Source organism: Acidobacteriota bacterium, from assembly GCA_016713675.1.
Classification (GTDB): Bacteria; Acidobacteriota; Blastocatellia; order Pyrinomonadales; family Pyrinomonadaceae; genus OLB17.
On record JADJOS010000001.1, the window covers coordinates 196,504 to 223,088 of the forward strand.

At 52.4% G+C, this 26,585-nt stretch carries 26 protein-coding genes; 10 read left to right on the top strand and 16 right to left on the bottom strand.

From position 1 onward, the window contains the following. Positions 1 to 2: 2 nt before the first annotated feature. From IPK01_00925 to IPK01_00935, 3 genes are all read right to left on the bottom strand, one after another. On the bottom strand, positions 3 to 1,790 hold the full coding sequence (locus IPK01_00925; GenBank protein ID MBK7932060.1) for a hypothetical protein: 1,788 nt from the start codon (positions 1,788 to 1,790) through the stop codon (positions 3 to 5). A gap of 149 nt (positions 1,791 to 1,939) precedes the next feature. Continuing rightward, the gene (locus IPK01_00930; GenBank protein MBK7932061.1) at positions 1,940 to 2,287 is read right to left on the bottom strand and encodes an STAS domain-containing protein; all 348 of its coding nucleotides are present in this window, start codon (positions 2,285 to 2,287) and stop codon (positions 1,940 to 1,942) included. Positions 2,288 to 2,368: 81 nt separating this feature from the next. After that, positions 2,369 to 2,779: an ATP-binding protein gene (locus IPK01_00935; GenBank protein ID MBK7932062.1), complete on the bottom strand. Its 411-nt coding sequence runs from the start codon at positions 2,777 to 2,779 to the stop codon at positions 2,369 to 2,371. A gap of 80 nt (positions 2,780 to 2,859) precedes the next feature. Here IPK01_00935 and aroA point away from each other — a divergent pair, with 80 nt between their 5' ends. The 5 genes from aroA (at position 2,860) to nadB (ending at position 7,634) form a co-directional block, all read left to right on the top strand. Then, positions 2,860 to 4,158: a 3-phosphoshikimate 1-carboxyvinyltransferase gene (gene aroA / locus IPK01_00940; protein ID MBK7932063.1), complete on the top strand. Its 1,299-nt coding sequence runs from the start codon at positions 2,860 to 2,862 to the stop codon at positions 4,156 to 4,158. 139 nt (positions 4,159 to 4,297) lie between these two features. Continuing rightward, positions 4,298 to 4,813 (top strand): shikimate kinase, encoded by a 516-nt coding sequence (locus IPK01_00945; protein MBK7932064.1) that lies wholly within the window; start codon positions 4,298 to 4,300, stop codon positions 4,811 to 4,813. A gap of 177 nt (positions 4,814 to 4,990) precedes the next feature. Continuing rightward, on the top strand, positions 4,991 to 5,467 hold the full coding sequence (locus IPK01_00950) for a BON domain-containing protein (GenBank protein ID MBK7932065.1): 477 nt from the start codon (positions 4,991 to 4,993) through the stop codon (positions 5,465 to 5,467). Between the two features lie 18 nt (positions 5,468 to 5,485). After that, positions 5,486 to 5,860, top strand: a complete 375-nt coding sequence (locus IPK01_00955) for a LysM peptidoglycan-binding domain-containing protein (GenBank protein MBK7932066.1) — start codon at positions 5,486 to 5,488, stop codon at positions 5,858 to 5,860. Positions 5,861 to 6,047: 187 nt separating this feature from the next. Further along, on the top strand, positions 6,048 to 7,634 hold the full coding sequence (nadB, locus tag IPK01_00960; protein MBK7932067.1) for an L-aspartate oxidase: 1,587 nt from the start codon (positions 6,048 to 6,050) through the stop codon (positions 7,632 to 7,634). Here nadB and IPK01_00965 read toward each other — a convergent pair. Beyond that, positions 7,624 to 8,868, bottom strand: coding sequence for a TlpA family protein disulfide reductase (locus tag IPK01_00965; GenBank protein MBK7932068.1), 1,245 nt, complete (start codon positions 8,866 to 8,868; stop codon positions 7,624 to 7,626). The two genes, nadB and IPK01_00965, sit on opposite strands and share 11 nt — an antisense overlap. Before the next feature lie 144 nt (positions 8,869 to 9,012). Between IPK01_00965 and IPK01_00970 the strand changes: the two genes are divergently transcribed. The 3 genes from IPK01_00970 to IPK01_00980 all read left to right on the top strand — a co-directional run bounded on the left by IPK01_00970 (position 9,013) and on the right by IPK01_00980 (position 12,169). Beyond that, positions 9,013 to 10,611, top strand: coding sequence for a long-chain fatty acid--CoA ligase (locus IPK01_00970; protein MBK7932069.1), 1,599 nt, complete (start codon positions 9,013 to 9,015; stop codon positions 10,609 to 10,611). A gap of 169 nt (positions 10,612 to 10,780) precedes the next feature. Next, on the top strand, positions 10,781 to 11,149 hold the full coding sequence (locus tag IPK01_00975; GenBank protein MBK7932070.1) for a cytochrome c: 369 nt from the start codon (positions 10,781 to 10,783) through the stop codon (positions 11,147 to 11,149). 126 nt (positions 11,150 to 11,275) lie between these two features. Next, complete coding sequence (locus IPK01_00980; GenBank protein ID MBK7932071.1) at positions 11,276 to 12,169, top strand: TIGR01777 family protein; 894 nt, start codon at positions 11,276 to 11,278, stop codon at positions 12,167 to 12,169. A 205-nt stretch (positions 12,170 to 12,374) separates the two neighbouring features. On the opposite strand, the gene IPK01_00985 is transcribed toward IPK01_00980, so the two are convergent. From IPK01_00985 to kynU, 5 genes are all read right to left on the bottom strand, one after another. After that, the gene (locus IPK01_00985) at positions 12,375 to 12,980 is read right to left on the bottom strand and encodes a cyclase family protein (GenBank protein MBK7932072.1); all 606 of its coding nucleotides are present in this window, start codon (positions 12,978 to 12,980) and stop codon (positions 12,375 to 12,377) included. Continuing rightward, positions 12,977 to 14,311 (bottom strand): FAD-dependent monooxygenase, encoded by a 1,335-nt coding sequence (locus IPK01_00990; GenBank protein ID MBK7932073.1) that lies wholly within the window; start codon positions 14,309 to 14,311, stop codon positions 12,977 to 12,979. Before IPK01_00990 ends, IPK01_00985 begins: the two co-directional genes overlap by 4 nt. A gap of 33 nt (positions 14,312 to 14,344) precedes the next feature. After that, complete coding sequence (locus IPK01_00995; protein ID MBK7932074.1) at positions 14,345 to 14,860, bottom strand: hypothetical protein; 516 nt, start codon at positions 14,858 to 14,860, stop codon at positions 14,345 to 14,347. Between the two features lie 69 nt (positions 14,861 to 14,929). After that, positions 14,930 to 17,599 (bottom strand): formate dehydrogenase subunit alpha, encoded by a 2,670-nt coding sequence (gene fdhF, locus IPK01_01000; GenBank protein MBK7932075.1) that lies wholly within the window; start codon positions 17,597 to 17,599, stop codon positions 14,930 to 14,932. Between the two features lie 34 nt (positions 17,600 to 17,633). After that, entirely contained in the window at positions 17,634 to 18,905 is a 1,272-nt protein-coding gene (gene kynU, locus IPK01_01005) for a kynureninase (GenBank protein ID MBK7932076.1), read from the bottom strand. 171 nt (positions 18,906 to 19,076) lie between these two features. On the opposite strand from kynU, the gene IPK01_01010 reads away from it, so the two are divergent. Further along, positions 19,077 to 20,450: an aminotransferase class V-fold PLP-dependent enzyme gene (locus IPK01_01010; GenBank protein ID MBK7932077.1), complete on the top strand. Its 1,374-nt coding sequence runs from the start codon at positions 19,077 to 19,079 to the stop codon at positions 20,448 to 20,450. Between the two features lie 3 nt (positions 20,451 to 20,453). Here the strand turns inward: IPK01_01010 and IPK01_01015 are convergent, their stop codons facing one another. The 3 genes from IPK01_01015 to IPK01_01025 form a co-directional block, all read right to left on the bottom strand. Continuing rightward, on the bottom strand, positions 20,454 to 21,464 hold the full coding sequence (locus tag IPK01_01015) for an amidohydrolase (GenBank protein MBK7932078.1): 1,011 nt from the start codon (positions 21,462 to 21,464) through the stop codon (positions 20,454 to 20,456). A gap of 188 nt (positions 21,465 to 21,652) precedes the next feature. Continuing rightward, on the bottom strand, positions 21,653 to 22,111 hold the full coding sequence (locus IPK01_01020; GenBank protein MBK7932079.1) for a nucleotidyltransferase: 459 nt from the start codon (positions 22,109 to 22,111) through the stop codon (positions 21,653 to 21,655). A 2-nt stretch (positions 22,112 to 22,113) separates the two neighbouring features. Beyond that, positions 22,114 to 22,638 carry a 3-hydroxyanthranilate 3,4-dioxygenase gene (locus IPK01_01025; protein ID MBK7932080.1) on the bottom strand — a complete coding sequence of 175 codons (525 nt, stop codon included), beginning with the start codon at positions 22,636 to 22,638 and terminating at the stop codon, positions 22,114 to 22,116. Positions 22,639 to 22,696: 58 nt separating this feature from the next. On the opposite strand from IPK01_01025, the gene IPK01_01030 reads away from it, so the two are divergent. Next, positions 22,697 to 23,902, top strand: coding sequence for an FAD-binding oxidoreductase (locus IPK01_01030; GenBank protein MBK7932081.1), 1,206 nt, complete (start codon positions 22,697 to 22,699; stop codon positions 23,900 to 23,902). Positions 23,903 to 23,909: 7 nt separating this feature from the next. Here the strand turns inward: IPK01_01030 and IPK01_01035 are convergent, their stop codons facing one another. Genes IPK01_01035 through IPK01_01050 form a run of 4 tightly spaced genes read right to left on the bottom strand, consistent with a single transcriptional unit; the run spans position 23,910 to position 26,404 of the window. Beyond that, complete coding sequence (locus IPK01_01035; protein ID MBK7932082.1) at positions 23,910 to 24,440, bottom strand: DUF1697 domain-containing protein; 531 nt, start codon at positions 24,438 to 24,440, stop codon at positions 23,910 to 23,912. 46 nt (positions 24,441 to 24,486) lie between these two features. Next, positions 24,487 to 24,864, bottom strand: a complete 378-nt coding sequence (locus tag IPK01_01040; protein MBK7932083.1) for a GxxExxY protein — start codon at positions 24,862 to 24,864, stop codon at positions 24,487 to 24,489. A 49-nt stretch (positions 24,865 to 24,913) separates the two neighbouring features. Continuing rightward, positions 24,914 to 25,966 carry an NAD(P)-dependent alcohol dehydrogenase gene (locus tag IPK01_01045; protein ID MBK7932084.1) on the bottom strand — a complete coding sequence of 351 codons (1,053 nt, stop codon included), beginning with the start codon at positions 25,964 to 25,966 and terminating at the stop codon, positions 24,914 to 24,916. Next, on the bottom strand, positions 25,967 to 26,404 hold the full coding sequence (locus tag IPK01_01050; protein MBK7932085.1) for a RidA family protein: 438 nt from the start codon (positions 26,402 to 26,404) through the stop codon (positions 25,967 to 25,969). Positions 26,405 to 26,585: the final 181 nt, after the last annotated feature.

Below are 26,585 nucleotides of genomic sequence, written 5' to 3' on the forward strand. Positions count from 1 at the left end.
GACTATTGATCCTTCAGGAGCCGTTGCTTCCCGCTCATAGCTTCACGAAAAGCCCCGTCTTTGACGTCGCCGAATTGGATCGCTCTATCATACGCCTGCATCGCCATACTATTCTGGTTAAAGAACTCGTAAAGGCGGGCGATAGCAACGTATGTCAGTGACAACAGAGCAGGGTCGGTCTTTGGGGTCGCTTTCCTGAGAGCATTGCCGTAAAAGGTTTGAGCATCAACGAGCCTTGCGGCCTGGGCATCTTGATCTGTGATCTGTTCGGCCGAGAGGCTGGCAACACGTCCAAGGTTGTAGTAGATCCTTACGTCATCCGGTTCTTCTATCAACAGTTGTTTAAGGTCGGCATTCGCTTTGGTAAAGTTCTTCGCGTTGATCAATTTCTGAATTTCAAGCAATCGCGTCGTTACCGGATTTTCGGCCAATACCGATGTTTCCGGCTTCGTCTTTCGAGATGCATGCGCTGCCATAGCTCGTTTGCGGGCATCCGCATTTTGAGCGAGTCGATCGGTTTCTTTGGTCGGGTCAAAAGTCGCAAGCATCTCGCGCATTGATGATGCGATATCAAAACCCGAATCTTCAGTACCTTCAAGCTGTTCGGCAAAATAGAATGCCAAAACGGCGCCTTTCTCGTAATCGACGGAAAGCCGCAATGCGGTTTCGTCGGCAAGGGCAGCTTTGAATTTGTTCAGCTCCGTCGAAATTTCCAACCGCTCGGCGTCTGACTTTACCATTCCGATCTTTCGCCTGGCCTGATCGAGGGCAATGGAGCTCTTGACGTACTCTTCCTGCCTCGCGTCGACCGCCGCGATCAACGAACGCGAGACGGTCAAAAACACGTCCGGCGAGATCGACGGGTCGACCTTGCGGCGCTCATCGAGCAATACTTTTATTGCATCCTTGATGCCAAGGATCTCCTTGGAATTCTTCAGTACGAGCGGATCCACAACAAACTGTAAAAAGGCACGGCGAACCTCCGAGTAACTAAGATCCTTATCAGGCGGCAGGACAACGAAGTAATCATCCTTAATATTCAGAAAATTCACATTTCCAACAGGACTCAGCATTTCCGGCACAATGATGAACCGGCGTTCGTGATCGCGGACCTCTATCTTCTGCAGTACAGCTTTGTTGCTCTTGCTCCTGCCCGTCTCGATCTTGATCTTCTCAGAATAAAAAAGCTCAGGTTTTGTATGCAGATAATCGAGCAGATCACTGACCATATCGCGGGCAGAGGCCCGGAGAATTCCGTCAGCGTCCGTTCGGTAGGTCTTTACATATTCGTCGAGCCTTGCCGAGATCCCTGATCGTCGATAAAACTCACGAACCAACGGGGCAAAATCAAGGACATCCAGCAGGCTGCCGGGCAGATCACTGGTGACGACCGGATCGGCCAGTTCCGGGGCGGCTGACAGAGTGTACGCCATCGAAATAAATGGCGAAACGACCTCGGCATCAGTCGCCTTTGAGTGTCGCTTTTTGTGCTGGATCAGGAAATTCGTGATCTTTGATCTGAGGTCATTCGGCAGATCGGCGGTATCCGCCAAAAGCCGTTCGCGAAACTTCATTCCGTTTGCAGATAACGGAGTATTGATCAGCTTTACCGTTTGACCGGATTCATTCGTTGTGTGAGCCATTTCGAGTGTCGCCAAAACCACGATCAGCCGTTTGTCGGGCTCAATTCGGACACCATAATTAGAAAGGTCAAATCCCGGTGCCGGCGTCTGCGCCGTCGCCCCGAGGGCCAATACCGCCAATAATGTGAACAAAAGGATTTTTCGCATCTGTGTTTCCGAGCGTTCTCTCAAAATTTTCCGCAACTTAAAAGGATGATATTTCCCGGGCAAAAGATGTACACGCTCTTCAACGAAACAAAGGTAAAGGACAAATGGCTCGTCCTTTACCCTTAGTGTTTAAGTCGTGAATTGCCGGCCTAGTTAAAGCTGCTGAGAGCTTCGCCTTCGTCGTCGTAGACGTCAAATACGGTCAGGAGCTTAGTGATCGCCAGCAGATCTTGGATCTTCTGTGTAAGTTTCAAAAGCTTGAGCGTTCCGCCTTCTTTGTTAACAGCAGTAAAGCTCGAAACCAATTCGCCGATGCCGCTCGAATCAATATAACCGACACCCGCGAGATTCAGAAGGATCTTGTTCTTGCCTTCGCCCAATAAGCGGCGAATGGTCGTGCGAAGAGCAACGCTGCCTTCGCCAATTGTAACTTTTCCGTCCAGATCAAGGATCGTGACGTCGCCTGCCTGGCGTTCGGTGATTGTGATATCTGACATTTATTTCTCCTAATTTAGTAATTTTTGCGTTAGCCGATTTTAGACCAATGTGAACCTAAAAGTCCACGTAGTAAAAAGTAATTATCTTTTCTTCAGCATTCTCACGACCATTCCGCCGTCCGGATGGTTTGACCAGTGGATCTTGTCCATGAATGAATTCATAAACAAAATACCGCGCCCGTTCGTTTTCAATAAGTTCTCAGGGTTAGTTGGGTCCGGGATCTCATCGACCGCAAATCCCAACCCGTGGTCGCGAACGGTTACCTCAAATCCATCAGGTACATCAGCAAACGTCACTTCCACAGCTTTTGTTTCGTCAAACTTGTTGCCGTGCTTGACCGCATTTGCAACCGATTCGCGAATGGCAAGGTCAATAGCAAAGACCAACTCGTCACCAAACCCGCGGCTCTTGGCAAATTCGTCGGCCTTCATCGCTGCCTCTTCGACAGATTCAATTCGACTCGGCAGTGTTATTTCGTGTTTCTCAGCCACAATTATATTTGTTTTAACTTATCGGTTTACGCACTTTACTGTCAAGACAAACGCGTGACATTCGATCTAAGATGAATGTAATGAAGCTGACCTCAGCAAACTCCATTCGCGGCAGGGTTGTGTTGCCGGGCGACAAATCTATGTCGCATCGGGCCGCTATGATCGCCTCGATCGCAGAGGGCACGACACGGATCGAGAATTTCTCGCGGGCGGTCGACTGTCAAACGACCCTTGACGCAATACGGTCGCTTGGCGTCGAGGCAGTTCGGAACGGCACGACGGTTATGATCGCCGGAAACGGGAAACGCGGTCTCCGTGCAGCCTCAAGCCCCATCGATTGCGGCAACAGCGGAACGACAATACGCTTGATCTCAGGTATTTTGGCAGGACAATCGTTCGAATCGGTTCTCACAGGCGACGAGTCGCTCGCAAAGCGTCCAATGAAAAGGATCATCGATCCGCTGCGGGCGGGCGGAGCCAAGATCAAAGCCGAAAATAATCACATTCCGCTTCATATTTTCGGCGGTCAAACCCTTTACGGCCGCGAACACAAAATGGAGGTCGCGTCCGCACAGGTAAAATCATGCATTTTGCTCGCAGGACTATATTCTGACGGCACCACGACCGTCATTGAACCGGTCGCAACTAGAGATCATACCGAGCGAATGCTGCGATGGTTCGGCGTCGAGGTTGTCGAAGAGGAAGTTTGCGGCGGCAGATCCATTTCGCTCGATGGTTCGGCTCAGTTGACTTCAATCGATCTGAACATTCCTGCTGACATTTCGTCCGCGGCCTTCTTTTTGGCGGCAGCATCGTGTTTGCCAAACTCGCAGATCGCGATGCCAAACGTCGGAATCAACCCGACGCGAAATGCGGTCCTCGAGGTGCTTTTGCAGTTTGGGTCAGATATCTCGATAGAGAACGAACGCATCGTCTGCAACGAACCGGTCGCTGACCTGATCGTCAGATCCAGGCAAATTACCGGTGCCGCAACCGCACCAAATATTTTGCGCGGTAACATCATTGCAAATCTGATCGACGAGATCCCGATCCTGGCGGTCTTGGGAACACAGCTCGAAGGCGGTCTTGAGATCCGCGACGCGGCCGAACTGCGTGTAAAGGAATCCGACCGTATCGCATCTATAGTTGAGAATCTTCGACGAATGGGAGCCGGTGTAATCGAATTTCCCGATGGTCTTCGAGTGTCACAGTCGCAGTTGCACGGAGCACTTATCGACTCGTTCGGCGATCACCGGATCGCGATGGCATTTGCAGTCGCTGCATTGTTTGCGGAAGGAGAAACAGAGATCAACGGCCACGAATGTGTCGATATTTCATTCCCCGGCTTTTTCGAAACACTGGCTGGTGTCGTAGTGTAAAAGTAGCTCGACCGCAAAACACGCGAAAAAGATCGATTAGAAAGGTATAAGAGGTGCGGCTCAGAATTTCATCGATCGAGTGAGGTCTAAATCGTTTTTTTCGCGTCTTTTTGCGTATTTCGCGGGCAAGTTCCTACTGATGAACAAAGACATCAAAATTGCAGTCACGGGTTTCATGGGCGTCGGCAAATCGAGCGTCTCGCGGCACCTTGCGCATATGCTCAAATGCAGACGCGTCGATCTCGATCACATCATCGAAGAATCCGAAGGCCGAACGATCGCCGCGATAATCGACGAGGTCGGCGAAGCCGCTTACCGTGATATCGAGACCGACAATCTGGAACAGGTCTGTAATCGACCTGATGTCCGGATACTCAGCCTCGGCGGTGGCACATGGACGATGGAACGAAACCGTGAGCTTTTGAAGGAACATGGCTTTACAAGCGTTTGGCTCGAAGCAACGTTCGAACATTGCTGGCTAAACATCGCTTTCTCGCGCAAGGACCGCCCGCTCGCACGAAATAAGCAAAACGCTATAAGACTGTTCGAAGAAAGACAGAAGGTTTACTGTCTCGCCGACTGGCATTTCATCGTTCGCTCCGATTACACCTCATACGATGTAGCCCGCAATATAAGGGAAGAGATTTTTTCCTGATTCGAGACTTTTTCTCTTGCGCTTATCGCGAATTTGAATCAAACTTATCTCACTAATTAATTAGCGCCCGACGAGAGCAATTTCCGAGGGTCCGTGTGGTTAGGATCGCAGAATGTTCTTTTGAAGATCAGCGATAATAGATCGGATTTTAATAAACAGAGTTTTTCGGGAGGAAAAATGAGAGTTAAGTATTTTACAGTTCTAACTTTGGCGATCGCCCTCTTTGTGAGTGCGTGCGGCAAGAGCGACGCTGACCTGACAAAGGCGGCAACTGACAAATTGGCTGCCGATAAGGTAACAGGCGTTACCGTAGTCGTCAAAGACGGCGTGGCAACACTCACCGGCGAAGTCGCTGACGTCACGGTCAAGAGCAAAGCCGAAGCTGCGGTCAAATCGGTCGAAGGCATCAAGTCGGTGACCAATAGCGTCACGACCAAGCCGCTGCCGACACCTGCTCCGCCGTCACCGGACAAGATGCTCGAAGGCACGATCAACGAAGGCCTCAAGAAAAAAGCTATCAGCGGTGTTACAGTTGCTGTTAAAGACGGCGAAGTAACGCTCAGCGGAACCGTCGACAAGGCAAAAGTTGCCGAGGTCATGATGGTCGCCAATGAAGCGAAACCAAAGAAAGTTGTCAACAATCTCAACAAATAGGCCGACACAGGAGGAATTATGTCAGTACAAGAAAAATATCAGTCTCTTCTTGAACTCGCGAACGCCAACGGCACAACCTATGAGTTGAGCGAAGGCGACGGAGTTCTCCACATCACCGGAAACGCCCCTGACGAAGCTGCAAAAGCTGCACTCTGGGCACAGTATGAGGCGATCGACCCTGATTTCTCAGGCGGCGATCTGATCCTCAACATCTCGACCGGCTCCGGCGATGCCGGCGGCGGAGCCAATACCTACACCGTTGTTTCAGGCGACAGCCTGAGCAAGATCGGCAGCAAGTACGGCATCCCCTGGAAAGCCATCTGGGACGCCAACCGCGACATCCTCAATCACCCGGACAAGATCTATCCGGGACAGGAATTGAAGATTCCCTAAACGGAAACTTTTATCTAGACAGAAAAGCCTGCTCATTTCGATGGGCAGGCTTTTTGTTGCCCACGAAACACTCGAAAAACACGAAACATTGCGATCTAAATTTCCTTTCGACTATTTTGTGTATTTCGTGGGCAAATCTTTGATGTTCCGGTCGATACGGCGTGAGCAATTTGTTAAAGTTTCGTTAATGTCTCTCGAAACAGATTTTATCGTTATCGGCAGCGGAGTTGCGGGGCTTCGAGCCTCCATCGAGCTGGCTTCGGGCGGAGCTAATGTTACGGTCCTGACCAAGGACAAGGCGAGTGAATCGAATACTGAGTACGCTCAGGGCGGCGTTGCGGTTGTTTTGTCAGACGATGACAACGCCGAGCTGCACGAAGGCGACACGCTGATCGCGGGAGCCGGCCTTTGCGACGAACAGGCGGTCGAGACGCTCGTCAACGAAGGGACAAAATACATCAAGCAGCTCATCGATTGGGGCGGCGAATTTGACCGAGAGGGTGGCAAGCTTGTTTTCACTCAGGAAGCCGCTCATTCGCGCCGCCGCATCATACATGCTCACGGTGATTCGACCGGAGCCGAGTTCGTGCGTTCCCTCATCGCCCGTGCCAGGGTTGAAAGGACGATCAACCTGACACCGTTCGCCAACACCGAAAGCCTGATCGTTCGCGATGGGCGATGCGTCGGCGTGAGGTTCCTCGATCCGGTGCTTCGTGCCCCGCGGGAGGTCTTCGCAAAGGCCGTGATCATGTGCACGGGCGGAGCCGGACAGCTATATCAGCACACGACCAATCCGCCGGTCGCGACGGGCGACGGAATGGCAATGGCGTATTTTGCCGGTGCCGAGATGGCGGATATGGAATTTATCCAATTCCATCCGACGGCATTGAATCTCGACGGCGCACCGCGATTTCTACTCTCCGAAGCGATGCGCGGCGAGGGCGGTATTCTCAAAAACAAATACGGCGAGCGCTTTATGCCAAACTACGACGAACGCGCTGAGCTTGCTCCACGCGACATCGTCGCCCGTTCGATCGTCGCCGGAATGCGCCGGACGGGCACGCGAACGGTCTTCCTTGATATGTCGTCGATGGACGAGGAGTTTCTCAAACACCGCTTCCCTAAGATATACGACACATGCAAAATGTACGGCCTCAACATCGCGACCGACCCGCTGCCCGTCTCGCCCGCGTCGCACTACTGTATGGGTGGCATCCGCACGGATCTGTGGGGACGCAGCACGCTTCCCGGACTTTATGCGGCCGGCGAGGTAACGTGTACGGGAGTTCACGGTGCGAATCGGTTGGCGTCAAATTCCCTGCTTGAAGGCTTAGTTTTCGGAGCAAGAGCCGGAGTCGCGGCAGCGGATGACAGTCGGCAGTTGGCAGTTGGCGGTTGGCGGTCAGCCGACGAAAACCAAAGACCCGAAGCCAAAGACCAAAAACCATTCCTCTCAACTGCGGTTCGCAAACGCGTCAAACGAATCATGTGGGAACGCGTCGGAATTCTTCGGGACAAAGATTCGCTTACGCGGGCGATCAGAGAATTCGACCAGATCGCTGCCGGCAACCTCAGTACGTCCTCGCGCAACTTTGTCACTCTCGCCAAACTTGTTGCAGCCGGAGCCCTCTGGCGCGAAGAATCTCGCGGCGGACATTTTCGTAACGATTTTCCCGAGCAGGACGACCGCTTCAAGGTTCATTCGATACAGCGTTTAAGCGAAACTATTTCTTCATCCGCTCTTATTTCAACCTTTGCTAAAGTTAAAAATTAGGCAATATCTTATCTAACGATTCGAGCAGAGCAGCACCGCGTAGCGACGGCTCTTCACGATCGGTCCGGCTGATCGACAGGACATTGCCCTCGGGCGAGATCAGAAATGTGGTCGGAAAACTATTGACCCGCAAACCTTCTCTCAGAAACTCGACGACGCTGGCAAACTGGGCGTTCGTCCATGTCATTCCGGCATCTTTCAATCCCTTCTTCATTGAATCGACCGTGTAATCCTCGTCGGTATTCAGCCCCACTATCACCAAATTTCGCGCACTAAACCGCCGATGGGCTTCGCGGATGTATGGCAACTCACGCCGGCATGGGCCGCACCAAAATCCCCAGACATCGAGGAGGACGTACTTTCCGCGAAACTCTGAGAACTTGCGCTTCTTACCTTCGAAATCAGTAAAATTGAAGTCCGGGAATTCTTTGTTGATGTATACCTCGCGGCGTTTATAGTCTTTCGCTTCGCGTTCTGTGACTATTATCTGATTCTTTCCGATGTCGGCCTTTTTTGTTGCTAAATAGACCTCGCCAACACGAAAAACAACTGTCTCATCGTTAGCTTTGGTCGATTCGGCCGACATTTTGCCCATGTCGACACTTCCGTTACTGTCCGCGTCAACGCCGAGCAGGCCGGCCTGCGGATTGACCTTGTTCTTGCCCGGATCATAGGCATATTGAAATATGATCTTTTTGCCGCGCACATCAACCGCTCCGCGTGCCATGACCTCGGTCGATTGGGTCACCAGACGATCCTCAGGCCCCATCTTCTCCATCTTTACCGATTTGAAATATTGAATGTAGATCGGACAGGTCTTAAACAAACCTTCCTTCATTTTCAACTCTGCTGTGATCTCCCACAGATATGGATTATCGGATTCGGATGGTTTGAGTGTGTGTTTTTCCTCGGGAGCAAGTGTACCGTCACCATCCAAATCAACGTATAATACAGGCAATTCGCCCCGCTGTTCGACGAGCAATGTGATCACCGAATAATTCTGCGTCCGCGGATCCATAAGCCGCGATGCCGCCAGGTGAGCGTTCTCAGACGCTTCAAAACTGCCTTTTAATTTGTCGCGCGTAACGAACTTGAGGATCACTTGCTCAAAATCTTCTTTGTTCGCAACAAGATTCGGCTCAAATTGCCCGGTAAAATCGCCGGCAACTACGGTAGAGGTAAAAAACAGGCATATTAGGAGCTGAAAAAACATTGTCGGAGGTTTATTTTTCATTGTGGTTTGAGGGACGTAGTGCAATGTCTGACTTGAACAGCCAAAGTTTAGGCAATAGACTATCGTAAGTCAACTTTTTTTCACCTTCGTTTTTCTGTTAAATTTGTCGCGAGATCGCCGATTGCCGGCGGGGTAAATCTTTCTATGAGTTTCGGAGCAACTTCACTAAACTTAGCGTCGATAATCACGCACAATGCAAAGCTGTCGCCTGACAACGAAGCGATCGTCTGGGACAATGTCCGGATCACTTACGGCGAACTCGACAAATTGTCGAACCGCGTCGCCAACGCCCTGACCGAAATGGGCATCGGCCACGGCGACAAGGTCGCGCTCAATTGCATAAACATCCCGTATTTCCCCGTCGTGTATTACGGCATCATGAAAGCCGGAGCCGCGGTCGTGCCGCTGTGCGTTTTGTTCAAGGCGGCGGAGATCGAATATCATCTCCGCGATTCCGACGCCAAGGCAGTGTTCGTGTTCGAAGGAACACCCGAACTGCCGATGCTCATCTCGACCAAAGCGGCCTTTGACGCGGTCGACAGTTGCGAGCATCTGATCATTATGACGGCCGATATGATCGCGCCGTCACCGATCGAGGAGCATAAAACGCTGACGCAGATCACGTACGATAAATCCGAAGAATTCGAGATCTATCCGACGAGCCCGAATGACACCTGCGCGATCCTCTACACATCCGGCACGACCGGACAGCCCAAGGGGGCGGAACTGACGCACCTAAATCTCTACTCGAACGTCACCACGACGTTCCTGATCCATCTACCGGTGCTCGATTTTACCGATGGAGTGCAGAAGACCTGCCTCATCACGCTTCCTTTATTCCACACAACGGGCCAGACGGTGCAGATGAACACGCAGATGTACGCGGGCCACCGCGTGGTTTTGCTGCCGCGATTCGACGCTAAACAAACGCTCGACACGATGGTGCAGGAAAAAGTGAATTTCTGGGTCGGCGTACCGACGATGTATTGGGCCCTGCTCAAGTACGCCGAGGAAACCGGCTACGACATCAGCAAGGTCTCGGAGAACATGAAGGTCTGCACCTCGGGTGGTGCTCCGATGCCGGTAGAGGTTATGCTCGACTTTCAGAACAAATTCGGCGTCCGCGTGATGGAAGGCTACGGCCTCAGCGAGACGTCGCCGCTCGCGACTTTCAACCATTTCGAACGCCCGTCAAAGGCCGGAACCGTCGGCCAGGCGATCTTCGGCGTCGATGTTCGGTGTTTTGACGACGATGACAACGAAGTTCCACGCGGAACGCGAGGCGAGGTCGTCATTCGCGGCACGAACGTGATGAAAGGCTACTACAAACGCCCCGAGGCGACCGCCGAAGCGTTCCGTAACGGCTGGTTTCACACCGGCGACATCGGCGTGATGGACGACGAAGGCTATCTTTCGATCGTTGACCGCAAAAAAGACATGATCCTCCGCGGCGGTTACAACGTCTATCCGCGGCAGCTCGAAGAAGTTATCATGACGCACCCTGCCGTCAGCCTCGTCGCCGTCATCGGCGTCCCCGACGACCGCCTCGGCGAAGAGGTCAAGGCCTTCGTCGTCTTAAATCAGGGCTTTGACCTCACCGAAGAAGAATTCATCGCCTGGTGCCGCGACCAGATCGCCGCTAACAAATACCCGCGAAAGGTCGAATTCCGCGAAGCCCTGCCCATCGGCAACACCGGAAAGATATTCAAACGCGCGCTGAAGGAAGAGGTTGGTTCCGCCTAATGTCACAGCCGCCTGCGTACGCTGGTGGTTGAACAAACGACACCTGCAGCATTACAGATCGTTCCTGCAAGCTCGCACCTAACGTCTGCGCGGTTACAGACGACAGTTGCGCGGTTACAGACGACAGTTGCGATTGACTTTAAGACTCATGAGACCCAATACTTTATTGATGAATAGCTCATTCGGCCTGTATCTTCTGCTTTTCGTTACGATCCTTGGTATTTCCGCATGCTCAGATCCGAAGCCCGTGCGTTATTCGATCCAGAACAGCAAGGCTTATGAGGCTTCCCTCTTCAAACAGAACTGCGTGATCTGCCACGGGCCCGAGGGCGAGGGCCGCACGCTCGGCGACGGCCGCGTCATCCCTAATATGCGCGAGGGCGAACTGAAATCCCGCTCCGAGGCCGATATCTACAAACAAATTGCCGAAGGCGGCAACGGCATGCTCCCTTTTCGCGACATGCTCACCAAACGCGAGATCGACCTGCTCGCCAAATGGATCTACAACGACCTCCGAAGTCAGAACCACCTGCGTTAGCGGGTGGCGTGAACTCACTTGTCTAACGGCCGTCGTGCCGCGTTAATGCCGCTAGCCTTAGTTCCTCGCGACTATTAGCTTATACTAGCTATACGCCGCCCGCTTACGCAGGCGGTTCTGACTTATATGAAAGTACTGATCACAGGCTCGACAGGATTGCTCGGCAAAGAGCTGCAAAAGTCACTTACCGAAAAAGGCTACGACCTGCTTCTCGCTTCGCGCAAAGAGCCGCAGGACGACAAACACATCCAATGGAGCATCGAGGAAGGATTTACCGACCCTGAAAAGCTAGAGGGCGTCGATGTCGTCGTCCACCTCGCCGGCGAGAACGTCAGCGGACTGCGTTGGACCGACGAAAAGAAGAAGGCCATCCGCGACAGCCGCGTTTTAGGTACGCGCAACGTCGTCGACGCCATCTCCAAGCTCAAGCATAAGCCGAAGGTGTTCGTCGCGTCTTCCGCCATCGGTTTCTACGGCGAACGCGGCGACGAAGAAGTTACCGAATCGAGCGCCGCAGGCGACAACTTCCTCGCCGTCACCTGCAAAGAGTGGGAAGCCGAATCCCGCCGTGCCGAAGACGCCGGCATTCGAACCGTCCTGCTCCGCACCGGTATCGTTCTCTCCAAAGACGGCGGAGCTTTGGCAACAATGCTCACACCATTCAAACTGGGCGTCGGCGGCGTGGTCGGCAGCGGCAAACAATGGATGTCCTGGATCTCGCTCGAAGACGAGATCGCCGTCATTAACTACGTCATCGAAAACGAAAACATCCGCGGCGCCGTCAACGCGGTCAGCCCCAACCCGGTCACAAACCACGACTTCACCAAAACCCTCGGAGAAGTGTTGTACAGACCAACATTCCTCCCGCTACCCGAATTCGCCGTAAGCATGATCTTCGGCGAAATGGGCGACGCACTGTTACTCGCCAGCACAAAAGTAATACCCAAACGCCTCGAAGACGTAGGATTCGAATTCAAGCACCCAAACCTAAAAGAAGCGATCGAAGCCGCAGTAAAATGAACCACATAGGAACATAGTTCACATAGGCAAGAAAAAAGATATCTATGTGTTCTATTTTCCTATGTGGTAAATAAAACTGGCCGACTCGGCGCCGCATCAGACACAAACGGCGCGATCTGCAGATTTAGTAAATACTCCCCGTCCGCAACCTCCTCCGGCACGTAGATAAGTTCCGTGATCGTACTCGTCCTCCGCGTCGCCGCATTTATCTCACGGCTTCCCGGCTCGACGTTCCAAAAATGCGGTGATTCACGAGTTTCCCTTCGTCAAACATCCGATCTATCGAAGGCATATCAACCAGCAAATGCCTAAACCCGCACGTTACAATAAATTCCATCGCCTCCACAGTAAAATACGGCGGAACATTTCCCTCACCATAAAGCCGCGTCAGCTTACTATCATCATTCGGCAAGGTCCGCACGATCAACGCCGTCGCGTTTGAGTCAGTACCACCTGCGGTAGCGGATGGTTGAACGCCCGCATTTCTCAACGAATTCAGCGACAGAACCCGATCTTCGCCGTCTGATTCCGGCTCCACCGAAACCAAAACCGCCGTCAAAAACACATCCTTCAGGCAATCCAACACCGAGATCCGCTCGTCCGTAATATGCCCCACACACTCCGTATGCGTCCCGTTGCAATGTGGAATAAACGTATACTGCTCAAAATTAACACTCGCCCCCTCACGAGTATCGCCGATCGCCTTCGAAGTCGCCACATCCACGCCAAACGCATTCGGCTGCTGCCCGTCAAAACGGAGTGGAACCCAAATATCAATTGGTTCTCCAAGTTTTTCGAGGTCGATTATCACAGTTCGCTTATCCTCGCTTTGACTTCGCTGAGATCAAAATCAGAGAAACTCTCAACGCCTGAACAGATCTCCATCAACAGCCGATCCTGCGCATTCCCTTTTTCCTTCGCGACGGAATACGGCAGGTCTTCGCGGAAGGTGACCATTGAGTATTTTGAGAAATAGTCGGGATATGTTTGTTCTAGTTTGGTTTCGAGTTCGCGTTTGCGTTGGAAAACTGGATCGGCGACGCGGTCGCGCATTTCGTAGAAATTCTCCTCGGCCATATCGGCAATAGCGTCGGTGTTGATCTTACGAAGCAGGCCGTATTCTTCGTAAACAGTCTCCCAATCAGTGCCGTGCTTCTCGACCAAACTATCCAGAACGCGAACATCCTCGAACGCACAGTTCATCCCCTGCCCGTAAAACGGCACGACCGCATGAGCCGAATCGCCGAGCAGCAAAGCCTTTCCGTCGATATTCCAAGGCCAGCATTTGAGCGTGCCGAGATTTCCGGTCGGATTGGCGAAGAAATCTTCGACTAGCGTTGGCATCAGCGAAACGGCGTCGGAAAATTCGCGGCTGAAGAACTCTCGAACGGTGACCTCATCCGTTAGTTGGTCGAACGCGGCCCCGGCATTTTTGTGAGCCAAAAACAGCGTACACGTAAAACTCCCGTCAAAATTCGGCAACGCGATCATCATGAATTGATGTCGCGGCCAGATGTGCAGGGCGTTCTTTTCAAGTAAGAAACCACCGTCAGGTGCGGGCGGAATGTGGAGTTCTTTGTAACCGTGGTCGAGGAAAACGGTATTCGATATATGCCCCTCGATCTGGTCTTCCATCGCGAGCCGAACGGCTGAACCTGCACCATCAGTGGCGATCACGGTGTCGGCATTTACAACTCGGCCAGCTTCAAAACTCGCCGCTCCGCTTTCACAATCGAATACTGTGCAACGCTCATTAAAATGAAACGTAACCTCATCGTATTTGTCGGCCTCGTTAATGAGAGCGATATTAAGACCCGCACGCGAGACGGAGTTGATATATTCGCCTTGCCGCCCGCTGTATGGCAGCAGTTTGGTCTCGCCGGAAACGGTGTGGATCATTCGTCCGGTCATCGGAACGGCCTCGGCAAGCATATACTCGTCCATCCCGACCTCGCGAAGTGCAGCGATGCCGCGATCCGACAACGCCAGATTGATCGAACGCCCCGCCGCGACCTCTTCGAGCCGCATATCGCCGCGAGCTTCGTAAACATCGACTTTAATGCCACGTTTAGCCAAATTAATGGCGAGCAGCGAGCCCGCAAGGCCCGCACCAATAATGATTACTTTTTCATGCGCCATCACGAAAGAACTTTAATGTATTGTTTCTGAAATTAATTAGTCTTCGCTGATTACCACGGAAGAGCCGTCGGCCTTCAGCCACTTTTGGGCGATCACCACCTTTGACAATGGCGCAACGTGAATCTCCATAAATTCGCCTTGTCTGATCTGCAGATACTCGGGTTCGCTCATACTATATTCGACCCCGCGAATGGTCATATAGTATTTTGACGAAATTTCCCCTCGAGTCCTTCCACTCTTACTCTCTGTCGACTCTATTCTTTTATCCTGAATAGGTGCGATGATCACATTTTTCCGCCCGACCGCGATATCTTGATCAATGATCCGATTCGTCTTCATATGAAAGCTGAAATAAAGGGCAAATACAGCTAAAGAAATCACGACATAACCGGCGATCCACACAGGCGAGGGATTCACAAAAAATGCGAGCAGCACTATCGCTATCAGCAAAACAGGAATCAGCGTGACCAAACAACCAACCGGTTGCTTTTCCGCTCGCAGCGCGGCCACATCTTCAACCGTGAGCATGGCTTGTTGTTCTGATTCCGTCAAAATGGTGTCCTCCTGATCGAAGTTGATTTCAACACAGTGATGACCAGAACACAAAGCTGTGCGAACTGATTAGAGCTTTTCTATTTGAACAGCGGTCACCTTAAATTCGGGTGCCTGCGTAAACCGGTCGCGTGTCGGGCCGGTGGCATAGTTGAGAAAGACCTTTGGATCGTGGAACGAAGCAAATAGTTCACCGGTTTTGACCTTGTCCGTTATCTCGACCGGCAGAACCGCTTCGCCGTAATTGCTCTTCAAACGCACCGATTCCCCGCCCGTGATCGACAACCGCGTCGAATCGGCCTTCGAGATCATCAGCAGATCGGTCGGCCGCAGTTCGCGGTTCGGCGTCCGCATCGTCATCGTCCCGGCGTTGAATTGCTCGAGCACGCGGCCTGTAGTGAGCAGGAACGGAAAATCGTCGGTGACAACCTCCTTCGTAGCCCGGAATTTTATTCGCCGCAATGCCGCTTTTACGCCGTTCGAGAACGATTCGCCGTGCAGTATCTCAGTGCCCGGATGATCGAGGTCGGGGCAAGGCCATTGTATACCGGCTTTTTCGATCCGCCCGTAGGTGATGCCGTATCCCGGAGGCCAAACGGCGCGGACCTCGTTCCATATTTCCTCTGCACTGTTGAACGAGAAATCCTTCGCGTGTCCCATCGCCGCGGCGAGATCGCAGATGATCTCCCAATCCGATCGCGAATTGCCGCGTGGGCTGACGGCACCGCGAATTCGCTGCACACGCCGCTCGCCGTTCATAAATGTTCCGTCTTTTTCAAACGATGTCACCGCCGGGAAGAATACGTGGCCAAACCGCTTAGCGGTCTCGTTCATAAAGAAATCCTGGATAATGACGAGGTCCATATTGGCAAATGCCTTTCCGGTCTCGTGAGCATTGGCATTCGAGAGGAAAACGTCGTAGCCGATCGTCCACAGTGCCTTGAGCTTGCCGTCGCGGGCCGCGTCGATCATTTGCAGTTGATTGAGTCCCGCGGCCGTTGGAACAGGAGTTTTCCAAACGCTTTCAAACAGTTCGCGGCCAGCTTCGATCGTGATCGAGCCCGTCAAGATCCCGGGATCACAGCCCATATGTGCCGAGCCTTGAACATTATTTTGCCCGCGAAGCGGATTGACGCCCGCACCGGGCTTGCCGATATTTCCGGTCAGCAGTGCGAGATTGACTATCGTCATCACGCCCTCGGTTCCCTGCAAATGCTCGGTCATGCCGAGCCCGTGCATCGCCATCGACGGCGTGTCGGTCGCGTAAATGCGGGCGGCCTTGCGGATCAATTCGGCGTCGACTCCGCATCGCTCGGCGACGGCCTCGGGCGAATAATCGGCAACGAATGCCTTAAATTCTTCGAATTCATCAACGCGAGTTGCGATAAATTCGTTGTCAGCCAGTCCCTCGTCGACGATCGCGTGGGCGATCGCGTTGAACATCAAAATGTTCGTTCCCGGCCGCAGTTGCAGATGCACATCCGCATATATTGTCAACTCGGTCTTTCGCGGATCGATGACGATCAGCTTGGTGCCGTTCTTGATCACGGCCTGCTTTATGCGGGCTCCCGGGATCGGGTGATTTTCGCTCGGGTTGGCTCCGCAGAGAATGATCGTCTTCGCCTTTTCGATATCATCGAACGAATTCGTCATCGCTCCCGTACCGATCATCATCTTCATCGCCGCTGCCGAAGGCGTATGGCAAACGCGTGCACAGCAATCGACGTTGTTGGTACCGAGCACGACGCGCGTGAACTTCTGAGCGAGATAATTTTCCTCATTGGTCGCCCGTGCCGAACCTAGCACGGCGATGCTCTCTTTTCCGAATTCCGCATCGATGGCCTTGAGTTTGTCAGCCGTATATCGGATCGCGTCTTCCCACGAAACAACGACCCAATCACCGTTCTCGCGGATCATCGGCTCGGTCACACGGTCGTCGGCATCGACGAAATCAAACGCGTAGCGGCCTTTTACGCAAAGATGGCCGTAATTCACCGGTGCATCCATAACAGGTTTTACTTGAACGACGCGGTCATCACGGACGCCGACGTTCATTTCGCAGCCTGTTCCGCAGTACGGACAGGTAGTCTTGGTCCACACCGTCGGAAAACCACGCTCTATTACTGTCTTGTCTTCCAAAGCTCCGGTCGGGCACGCATCGGCACACGCACCGCACGAAACGCACGTGCTGTCGCCAAATGCTCCGAACGAATCCGGCATGATCTGCGATTCCTCTCCGCGGCCGAGCACGTGCCAGACGAACTGTCCCTGCACGTCAGCACAGATACGTGCGCACGCGTAACAATTGATGCACCGCGACATATCGACGTTGATGTAGGTATGCGACGAATCGGCCGCGATCGAATGATCGCCGTGAAAATCGGCTGCCGTCAATCCATATTCCGTTGCGAGTTTGTGAAACGGTTTCTCGGGATATTTTGTAAAGGCGTCAGCCGGATAATTACCGGCGAGCATTCGCAAGTTCCACGTGCGGGCCTCTTCGACCGCCTCGCTGTGGGTCTCGACCTCCATGCCGTCGGCAAGCAGCGTCGTGCACGAGACCGTTTCTTTAGCCATGCCTTTGACATCGACAAGGCACATTCGGCAGGCACCGACGGGTTTCAGGCGGTCGTCATTGCACAGCGTGGGAATATTTACCCCGACTGAGCGAGCAGCATCAAGGACGGTTATACCGTCCGTAAACTCACCATTTACACCATTTATCTTTGCCCGGATCATAAATTATTCTTATCTCGAACCGAGCCTGCCGTCATCAGAGAACTGACTTTAGCATCTCGGCAAATCTGTATACGTCACCAAAAGTGTTGTAAAGCGGAACCGGTGCGACCCTGATCACGTCCGGTTCCCGCCAATCGGCAACCACACCTCGCGACGTAATTGCCTCGAACAAACTCTTATCCGCATCCCTGACGCGGATCGAAAGCTGGCATCCTCGCTCGGCCGAATTCGTCGGAGTGATGACCGAGATCCGATCATCGCCGATCTCGCTGATCAGCTTTTCAAGATAACCGGTCAACCGTTCGGATTTTTGCCTTAATGCCGGCATTCCCGCCTCGTCAAATATCTCGAGCGACGCCCTTAGTGCCGCCATCTGCAGGATCGGCGGATTTGAGACCTGCCAGCCCTCCGCTCCTGGGATCGCTTGAAACTCGGGGCCCATCAAAAAGCGCGACGCTTTGTCGTGGCCCCACCAACCTGCGAACCTCACTAGGTCTTCGCAATTGGCGTGCCGTTCGTGGATGAATGCACCGCCGACCGCTCCGGGTCCAGCGTTTAGATATTTATATGAGCACCAGGCCGCGAAATCTACGCCCCAGTCGTGCATTTGCAGTTCAAGATTACCGGCCGCGTGAGCGAGGTCAAATCCGACGATCGCCCCAACCCTGTGGCCTGCCTCGGTGATTTTACACATTTCAAACGCTTGCCCTGTGTAATAGTTCACACCGCCGAGCATTACTAGAGCGACCCGATCACCCTCGCGTTCGATCGTTTCGATGATATCCTCGGTCCGCAGGGTCGATTCGCCTTTGCGGGGCGTGAGTTCGATCAAACAGTCAGCCGGATCGAGACCGCGAAATTTGATCTGCGAAGCCACCGCATATTGATCCGATGGAAATGCTCCCTTCTCGATCACGATCTTTCGCCGCCCGCCGTTTGGTCTGTAAAAGGACACCATCAACAGATGTAGATTCACGGTCAACGAATTCATCACGACGGTCTCGATCGGCTTTGCACCTATCACACGAGCCATCTGTTCGGTCAAAAATTCGTGATACGGCAGCCACGGATTCTTTGCGTGTATATGGCCCTCGACCGCAAGTTTCTCCCAGTCCGCAAGTTCCTGTTCGACGTAACCGCGCACGGTCTTTGGCTGAAGCCCAAGCGAATTACCTGTAAAATAGATTTGTTCTGATGCGTCGGGCCCATTCGGAATGTAAAACCGATCACGAAATTGGCGGAGCGGATCTTGTTCGTCCTGCGTTCGTGCGTAACTAGAGATCATTGTTGTTTGTTCCTGCGACATAATTGTTTGTAATTTTATGTTATCTTGCATTTCGTGGGAAACGCCGCGACAGAATCTCGTGGGCGCAATTAACCGAAGCATTTTCCGGACAAAAGTGATACGAGTCATATTTCCGGCAAGACCTTTGGCCTATCATTGTTTTTCCGGTTTCAGACACCGGCAATTTTTCTTATGCATAACGTAGATATCGACCTTGTCGAGATGTCGCTCGACGTCATCAAATTTGCGATCGGACGCATTTCGGATAACGATCCGCAGCTCGGCTTCCCGAAAAAGGCCGAAGAACTAAAGGCTCTCGTCGGCGAGACGATCACGCCGAAAGGTATCGGTGGCGAAAAGGCGTTCGAGCTGTTTCGCGATGTTTTAGTTAAATCAAGTGTGTCGATCGACCATCCGAGGCATCTTGCATTTGTGCCGGCCTCACCGACGCGTGCTGCCGTTATGTTTGATCTTGTCACCTCAGCGGCCAGTGTTCACGGTGCCTATTGGCTCGAAGGTGCAGGATTGATCTTCGCCGAAATGCAGGCGATGGAATGGCTCGTAGAGCTGACCGGTATGCCGACAGGTGCATTCGGTGTATTCACTTGCGGCGGCACCGAAGCGAATCTCTCCGCAATGGTGGCTGCTCGTGAAAATTGGCGGGAGATCGATCCGGCAAAGAAGCACGAACGCGGGATCGTTGTTGCTTCGAATGGTGCACATTCGTCGATCTCGGCAATGGCGAAAGTGATAGACGCCGATATCATCCTTATTGAGACCGAAGACCGTCTCGACGGCATTCAATTGGCAGCGTCGATCGAAGCAATGCCGCCGGTTGACCGAGAGCGGATCTTTGCCGTGATCGGGACAGGCGGAACCACAAACTCCGGGATAATCGACGACCTCGCAAGTATTGCCGAGGTCTGCAAGCAGTATAAATTGTGGTTTCACGTTGACGCGGCGTATGGCGGTGCTGCACTCGCTGTTAAGGCGGTGCGACCGCTGTTCAATGGGATCGAACAAGCTGACAGCGTTACGATCGATCCGCACAAATGGCTCTTTTCACCATATGATTGTGGCGCTGTTATTTACCGCGATCCGGCACTCGCCAAAAAGGCTCATGCTCAAGAAGGGTCTTACCTGGATATTTTCAGCGACGACAGTTACAAGGGATTTAACCCTTCGGACTACCAGATCCAGCTCACACGACGCGTTCGCGGTCTGCCGTTATGGTTTTCGCTGGCTATGCACGGCACAGACCGTTATGAACAGGCCATCAGCCGCGGCATCGAACTCGCCCAGATAGCCGGCCGCCTGATCACCGAAGCCGAACACACCGAACTCGTTAGGGAACCAAGTCTGTCATGCGTTCTGTATCGAAGAAAAGGCTGGCAGGCCGAAGACTATCGTCAATGGACCTACAAGAATCACAGATCCGGTTTCGCACTGGTCGCCCCGACCAAATGGCGAAATCCTGACGGAGCCGAAACCGTATCACGGTTCTGCTTTATCAATCCCGACACGACCGAAAAGGACATCGCGGATATTTTGGATTCTATGAAGTAGCGTTTACAGGAATTTACTCTTATCGAGCCTGAGCCATTCGAGAGCAGTTCCGCTCATCAGACGCTCTTTCGCCGCATTGTCGTAAGGCATCGAGTCGATCAATTTGCCGGGCTCGAGTTCGCCAAGCGGAAAAGGATAGTCAGTGCCAAGAGCGATCCTTTCGGTTCCGACCAGATCGACAAGGTATTGAAGCGTCGCCGCATCGTGCACCAGCGAGTCAAAGTACATTCGGTCTACGTATTGTCGCGGATTATTCGGATTGTCGACCGCACAAAGATCGGGCCGGACATTGAAACCGTGCTCGATACGTCCGAGCGTCGAAGGAAACGCTCCGCCGCCGTGAGCAAAACATATCCGCAATTTCGACAAACGTTCGAGTGTTCCCGAAAAGATAAGCGAACAGATAGCCCGCGAGACCTCGGCCGGCATCCCGACGAGCCACGGCAGCCAATATTTCGCCATGTCCTTTTCGCCGGCCATTTCCCACGGATGGACGAATACGGCCATTTCGAGCTCTTCGCAGGCCGCGAAGAAATCGAAAAATCCCGGCTCGCTCAAATTTAACTGGTTTACATTTGTACCGATCTGAACGCCGGCGAGGCCGATCGATCTGCATCGTTCAAGTTCGCGGATCGCGAGATCAACATCCTGCATCGGCACGGTCCCGAGCCCGGCAAACCGCCGCGGAAACTCGCCGACGATCTCCGCAATATGGTCGTTCAGGAAAGCCGCGATCTCGGCCCCGTCCTTCGGCTTCGTCCAATAGCTGAACATGACCGGCACGGTCGACAGCACCTGGACATTTACGCCAGACGCGTCACATTCCTCGATCCGCTTTTCCGCCGACCAGCAATTTTCCTCAACATCGCGAAACGCCACCCCATCATCGCGAACCATTCTGGCACAGCACGGCTTGTAATGGTCCAGCGAGATAAACCCGCCGTAGCCGAACCTATCCTTCCAACGTGGAATATCACGCGGCAAAATATGTGTGTGAACGTCGATCTTTAGCATTTTCGAGGAGTTGCTCGGGCTTTACCTATCTAGGTTTCCCAGCGTTGAGCAGACGTTCTTTCTTTCGGAGATCTCTAAGTTCCTGTGCTTCTTCCGCCGTAAGTGGCTTTGCTTTTGACAACGATAAGGAAAGGTCACGAAGTTTACTTGCCATTCGTAACCTTCTGCTTATCGCCTCTGATGACATGTCAACCTGCTTCATTTTCTAACCTCTCAATGTCAGTGAGATCTTGAGAACGTCCAGCTTGCCTTTTCATCTTTATCAGCCCATTTCGAGACACGATAGGAATGACTTCACCTTCAACTTCCTTCCATTCGCGTTCTTCCCATACATCTTCGACATGCTGCGTGACCAATAATAGATCGAGTGAGATGACATCTTCACCGACGATCTTTGAAACGCGTCTGATCTCAACTGTTCTTTCTTTGAACGACATATCGAGGCCGCGAATGTCGAACCCGACTTTAGCCGCAGCTTCGTAAGCCCTTTCCAGCGATTCTTCTCTGATAAGAAAGTCAATATCCTGAGTAGCTCTCGTAAATCCATGAGCAGCAACGGCAAGTCCACCACATAAAGCAAACTCGATCTCGCGGTCGTTAAACTCTGCAACAAGCTGTAAAAGTTCTTCGACAAGTATCGACATCATCGTTAGCTTACCACAGCCGGCGGCTCCATCACCGCACCGCACTCCTTGCACGTCCGCAGCTTTTCCGAACCATAGAATTTCTTAAACACACCCTGAAACTGCGTAGTAATATCCCCGAGCTGAAAATACTCTTCATAGAGCTTTTCGTTGCAGTTTTCGCAGAACCAGAGCAGTCCGTCGAGTTCTCCGTCGCGGCGTTTGCGTTCGATGACAAGGCCGATGGTGTTTTCACCTCGGATCGGATTGTGCGGGATTCGCGGCGGCAGCAGGAACATCTCGCCCTCGCGGATCGAGACTTCGACCGCCTTGCCGTCTTCCTGTACCTGGACCGTGATGTCGCCCTCGAGTTGGTAAAAAAGCTCCTCGCCCTCTTCCCAGTGATAATCCTTTCGCGAATTCGGTCCGCCGACGACCATCACGATAAAGTCTTCGTCCTGGTAAACACACTGATTCCCGACCGGCGGCTTGAGCAGATGCCGGTGCTCATCGATCCATTGTTTGAAGTTAAAAGGGCGTCTGATCTGCATAGTGCTGTCTGCAGATATGATAGCTCAATTTGCTCCTCAACAGTATACAATCAATACAATGAAACTCAGATCGAACGAGCCGTTTTGGCTGGTAAAAAACGGGCTGATCGGATCGTATCCGTCACTGGATAGAGATCTGGAAACCGAGATCCTGGTAGTCGGAAGCGGAATAACCGGCAGCCTGATCGCCCACCGTTGTGTGGCTGAGGGCTACAAGACAACGCTGATCGACCGCCGCGAGATCGCCAACGGCAGCTCGTCTGCGACGACATCGATGCTCCAATACGAGATCGACACGCGTCTTTGGGAACTTATCGACATGATCGGCGAACTCGGTGCGGTCGACAGCTATTGGGCATGTTTCAATTCGATCGACGATCTCGGCAAGATATCGAACGAGATCGGTTCGACCTGCGGTTTCAAAAAGAAAGATTCCCTATACTTTGCGGCTAGGAAAAAAGAAATTCCGTCTTTGAGGAAAGAGTTCCACGCCCGCCAAAAGCACGGCTTTCCGGTCAGTTGGCTTGAACCATTCGAGATCGAGGAGAAATATGCACTTCAAAGGACATTCGGCGGAATTCTTTCGCGTCAGGGCGGCAGCATTGACGCGTTTTGCCTCGCTCACGAGATACTCCAATTCAACCAAAAACGCGGCCTCGCGATCTATGACAAGACCGATCTGATCAAGAAAGTACATACCAAAAACGGTGTTACCTTAACCACCGAATATGGCAATGTCATCAAGGCAGAAAAGGTGATCTACTGCACCGGCTTCGAGAGCGTCGAGATGATCAAGGACAAATTCGTCGATCTCATCTCGACCTACGCGATCGTCGGCGAAGTGTCAGAGGACGACCATTCACATCTGAGTGAAACACTATTCTGGAACACCGCCGACCCTTATATTTACATGCGGACAACGGACGATAACCGCGTCTTGATCGGCGGCGAGGACGAAGATTTTGTCGATGCGGCCAAGAGAGATTCGCTGGTCACCGAAAAGGCCGATAAGATCGAGAAAAAGCTGAAAGGGCTGCTGCCGTCCATCAAATTCCGAACAGATTTTGCCTGGGCAGGCACGTTCGGCGAGACCAAAGACGGCCTTCCATACATCGGCGAACACCCGAATTACCCCTCCGCCTATTTCGTCCTCGGCTACGGCGGCAACGGCATCACGTTCTCGGTGATCGGAGCGGACATGATCGCCGCCAACCTGAAAGGCGAAAAGTATCCGCTCGACGAATATTTTCGATTCAGACGTTGAAACCTATTTAGAGAACAGCTAGTTTCTGCACGGTCCGCCAATTACGACCAGTCACGGCGACCTTTAGTTTCTTCTCAATAAAGCCCTTGCCGAGCAAACTGTCCGCCACGCCCAGAGGCAAATGGCAGTATATCTCGCGGCCGGTCACGGCAAAACGCTCGGGCGGCATTGCGGCGGCCATTAGTTGGTCTATCTTTTCTGCTGGCATCTCCTCACGCAGAAAGAGAACGTGCATCTCTTTATGACTTTCGAATTCTCCCTCGAACGGATTGTTCGCGAGGATTTGGTCGATCCACGCTTGTTCGCGGATCATTACCGGGATCTGTTTGCCGAAATTGGTTTCGATCAATTGCCCGATCAGCGAAACCAAATGCCCTTCTTCGGCGTCGTCTGCAACATCAAACGCGAGATTCCCACTATTGATATAAGTAACGACATTCTCAAAGCCGCATCCCTCGAACGCGGCCTTGAGTTCCGTCATCTTGATCATCGTGTTCCCGCCGACATTGATGCCGCGGAGTAGAGCAACGTATCGCATAAGAGGATTGCCCACGAAACACACAAAGGGCACGAAAAAAAGAAACTCAAGTGACTATTCTTTCATATTCAACCTTCGGGTGATGTCCAAAATTGATCAGAAGCCCAAGTCGAAAATTCAAAGCGTGAAGATAATTCAAAACCTGCGACCTATGCTCATCGACAAGTTTGGACATAGCTTTCAACTCAATAACAATGCAACCGAAACAAACGAAATCAGGAATGAAGAACTGTTCAAGTTTCGTGCCTTTGTATTCCAGTTCCAATTTAGGTCGGGCAACGAACGGAATCGACTGCCGCTCAAATTCGATCTTGAGGCATTCCTGATAAACGGGTTCAGTAAATCCGCAGCCTTTTTCTTTATAGACTTCGAAGCAGGCTCCCATTATCTTGTGAGATTCTTCCCTATAAATTATCTCAGCCACAATGAGTTTCTTTTTTAGTGCATTTAGTGTGTTTCGTGGGCAAATATTCTTATTCTTTCCCCATATCGATCACAAATCTATACCGAACGTCTGACTTCACTGTACGGTCATACGCTTCCTCGATACGGTCCGGTGAGATGACCTCTACATCGGAAACGACATCATGTTCGGCGCAAAAATCCAGCATTTCCTGTGTCTCGGGAATGCCGCCGATCATCGATCCCGCGAGCACTTTATTGCCGCCTATCAATGCGAACGCATTCACCGGCGAAGGTTCGGTCGGCACGCCGACGATGACCATCACGCCGTTAAGCGCGACCATACTCAAATATGTGTTGTAATCGTGGTTCGCCGATATCGTATCGAGCAGGAGATCAAATCGGCCCGCGACTGCCTTTACCGCGTCGGCATCCCGCGTGTTCACAAATCCCGTCGCACCGAGTTTTCTTGCGTCAGCCTCTTTCGAGGGCGAAGTGCTCAGCACCGTAACATCGGCTCCCATGGCCGCCGCTAATTTGACGCCCATATGCCCGAGCCCGCCGAGTCCCGCAACCGCTACTTTCGTTCCCGGCCCGACGCCCCATTTTTTCAAAGGTGAATACGTCGTGATACCGGCGCATAGTAACGGTGCGACGCCCTTGAGATCTTGGTCCGCACGTACCTTGAGAGCATATTTCTCGTCGACGACATAGGTCCTTGAATAACCGCCATATGTTGGTGTGACGCGGTCCATCTCGGTGCTGTTGTATGTCTGGGCACTTCCCTTGATGCAATACTGCTCGACGCCTCCGGTACATGCCGGGCACTGGCGGCACGAATCGACAAAGCATCCGATTCCCGCAATATCACCGACCGAGAATTTAGAAACATCACTGCCCACCTGCGAGACACGTCCCACGATCTCGTGGCCCGGCACCATTGGGTACAAAGACGGCACCATCGGCTCCCACTCGGCCTTTGCCTGATGAATGTCCGAGTGACAGATACCTGCGTATTGAATATCGATCAAAATGTCATTTGGCCCAACGTCTCGGCGTTCAAAGGTGAACGGAGCAAATTGGGCATTCTTGTCATGTGTTGCGTAACCTGTTGTTTGTATCATTTACTTCCCCTTGTTCTGATCTCTATCTATCGTTGCTATCACCTTTAGCTCGATCGCTATCGGCGTCGGCAGTTTGTTGATCTCGACCGTCGTCCGGCACGGCTGATTTTCGGCAAAATACTCGGCATAAACGCGATTGTATGCCGCAAAATCGTCCTTCATATTGGTCAGAAAGACCGTCACATCGATTATGTTCGACCACGACGAACCTGCATCTTCCAAAATGTACCGTACATTCTGAAACACCGATCTACACTGCGTTTCGATATCATACGAAACGATCTCGCCCGCGTCATCGAGCTCAACGCCCGGAATAATCTTCGTCCCACGTTCCCGCGGCCCAACGCCGGACAAAAACAGCAGATTCCCCACACGCCTCGCGTGAGGATAAAGGCCGACCGGTTCCGGTGCTTTTGATGAATTAAGGACTTCGTTCATTGCAATTAAGTGTCTCTCAACATTTTATCAGTTTCACCGCGAAAGGAATAAATCCGATAAAAGTGAGAGCCACAAATAATGGGTGACCTTTGAACGCGGATTGCGCAGATCAAGCGGATTTTCCGGATCTCAGTCAAAACATCCGTTCTTATCCGCTCGATCCGCGTTTAAAACTACCTCG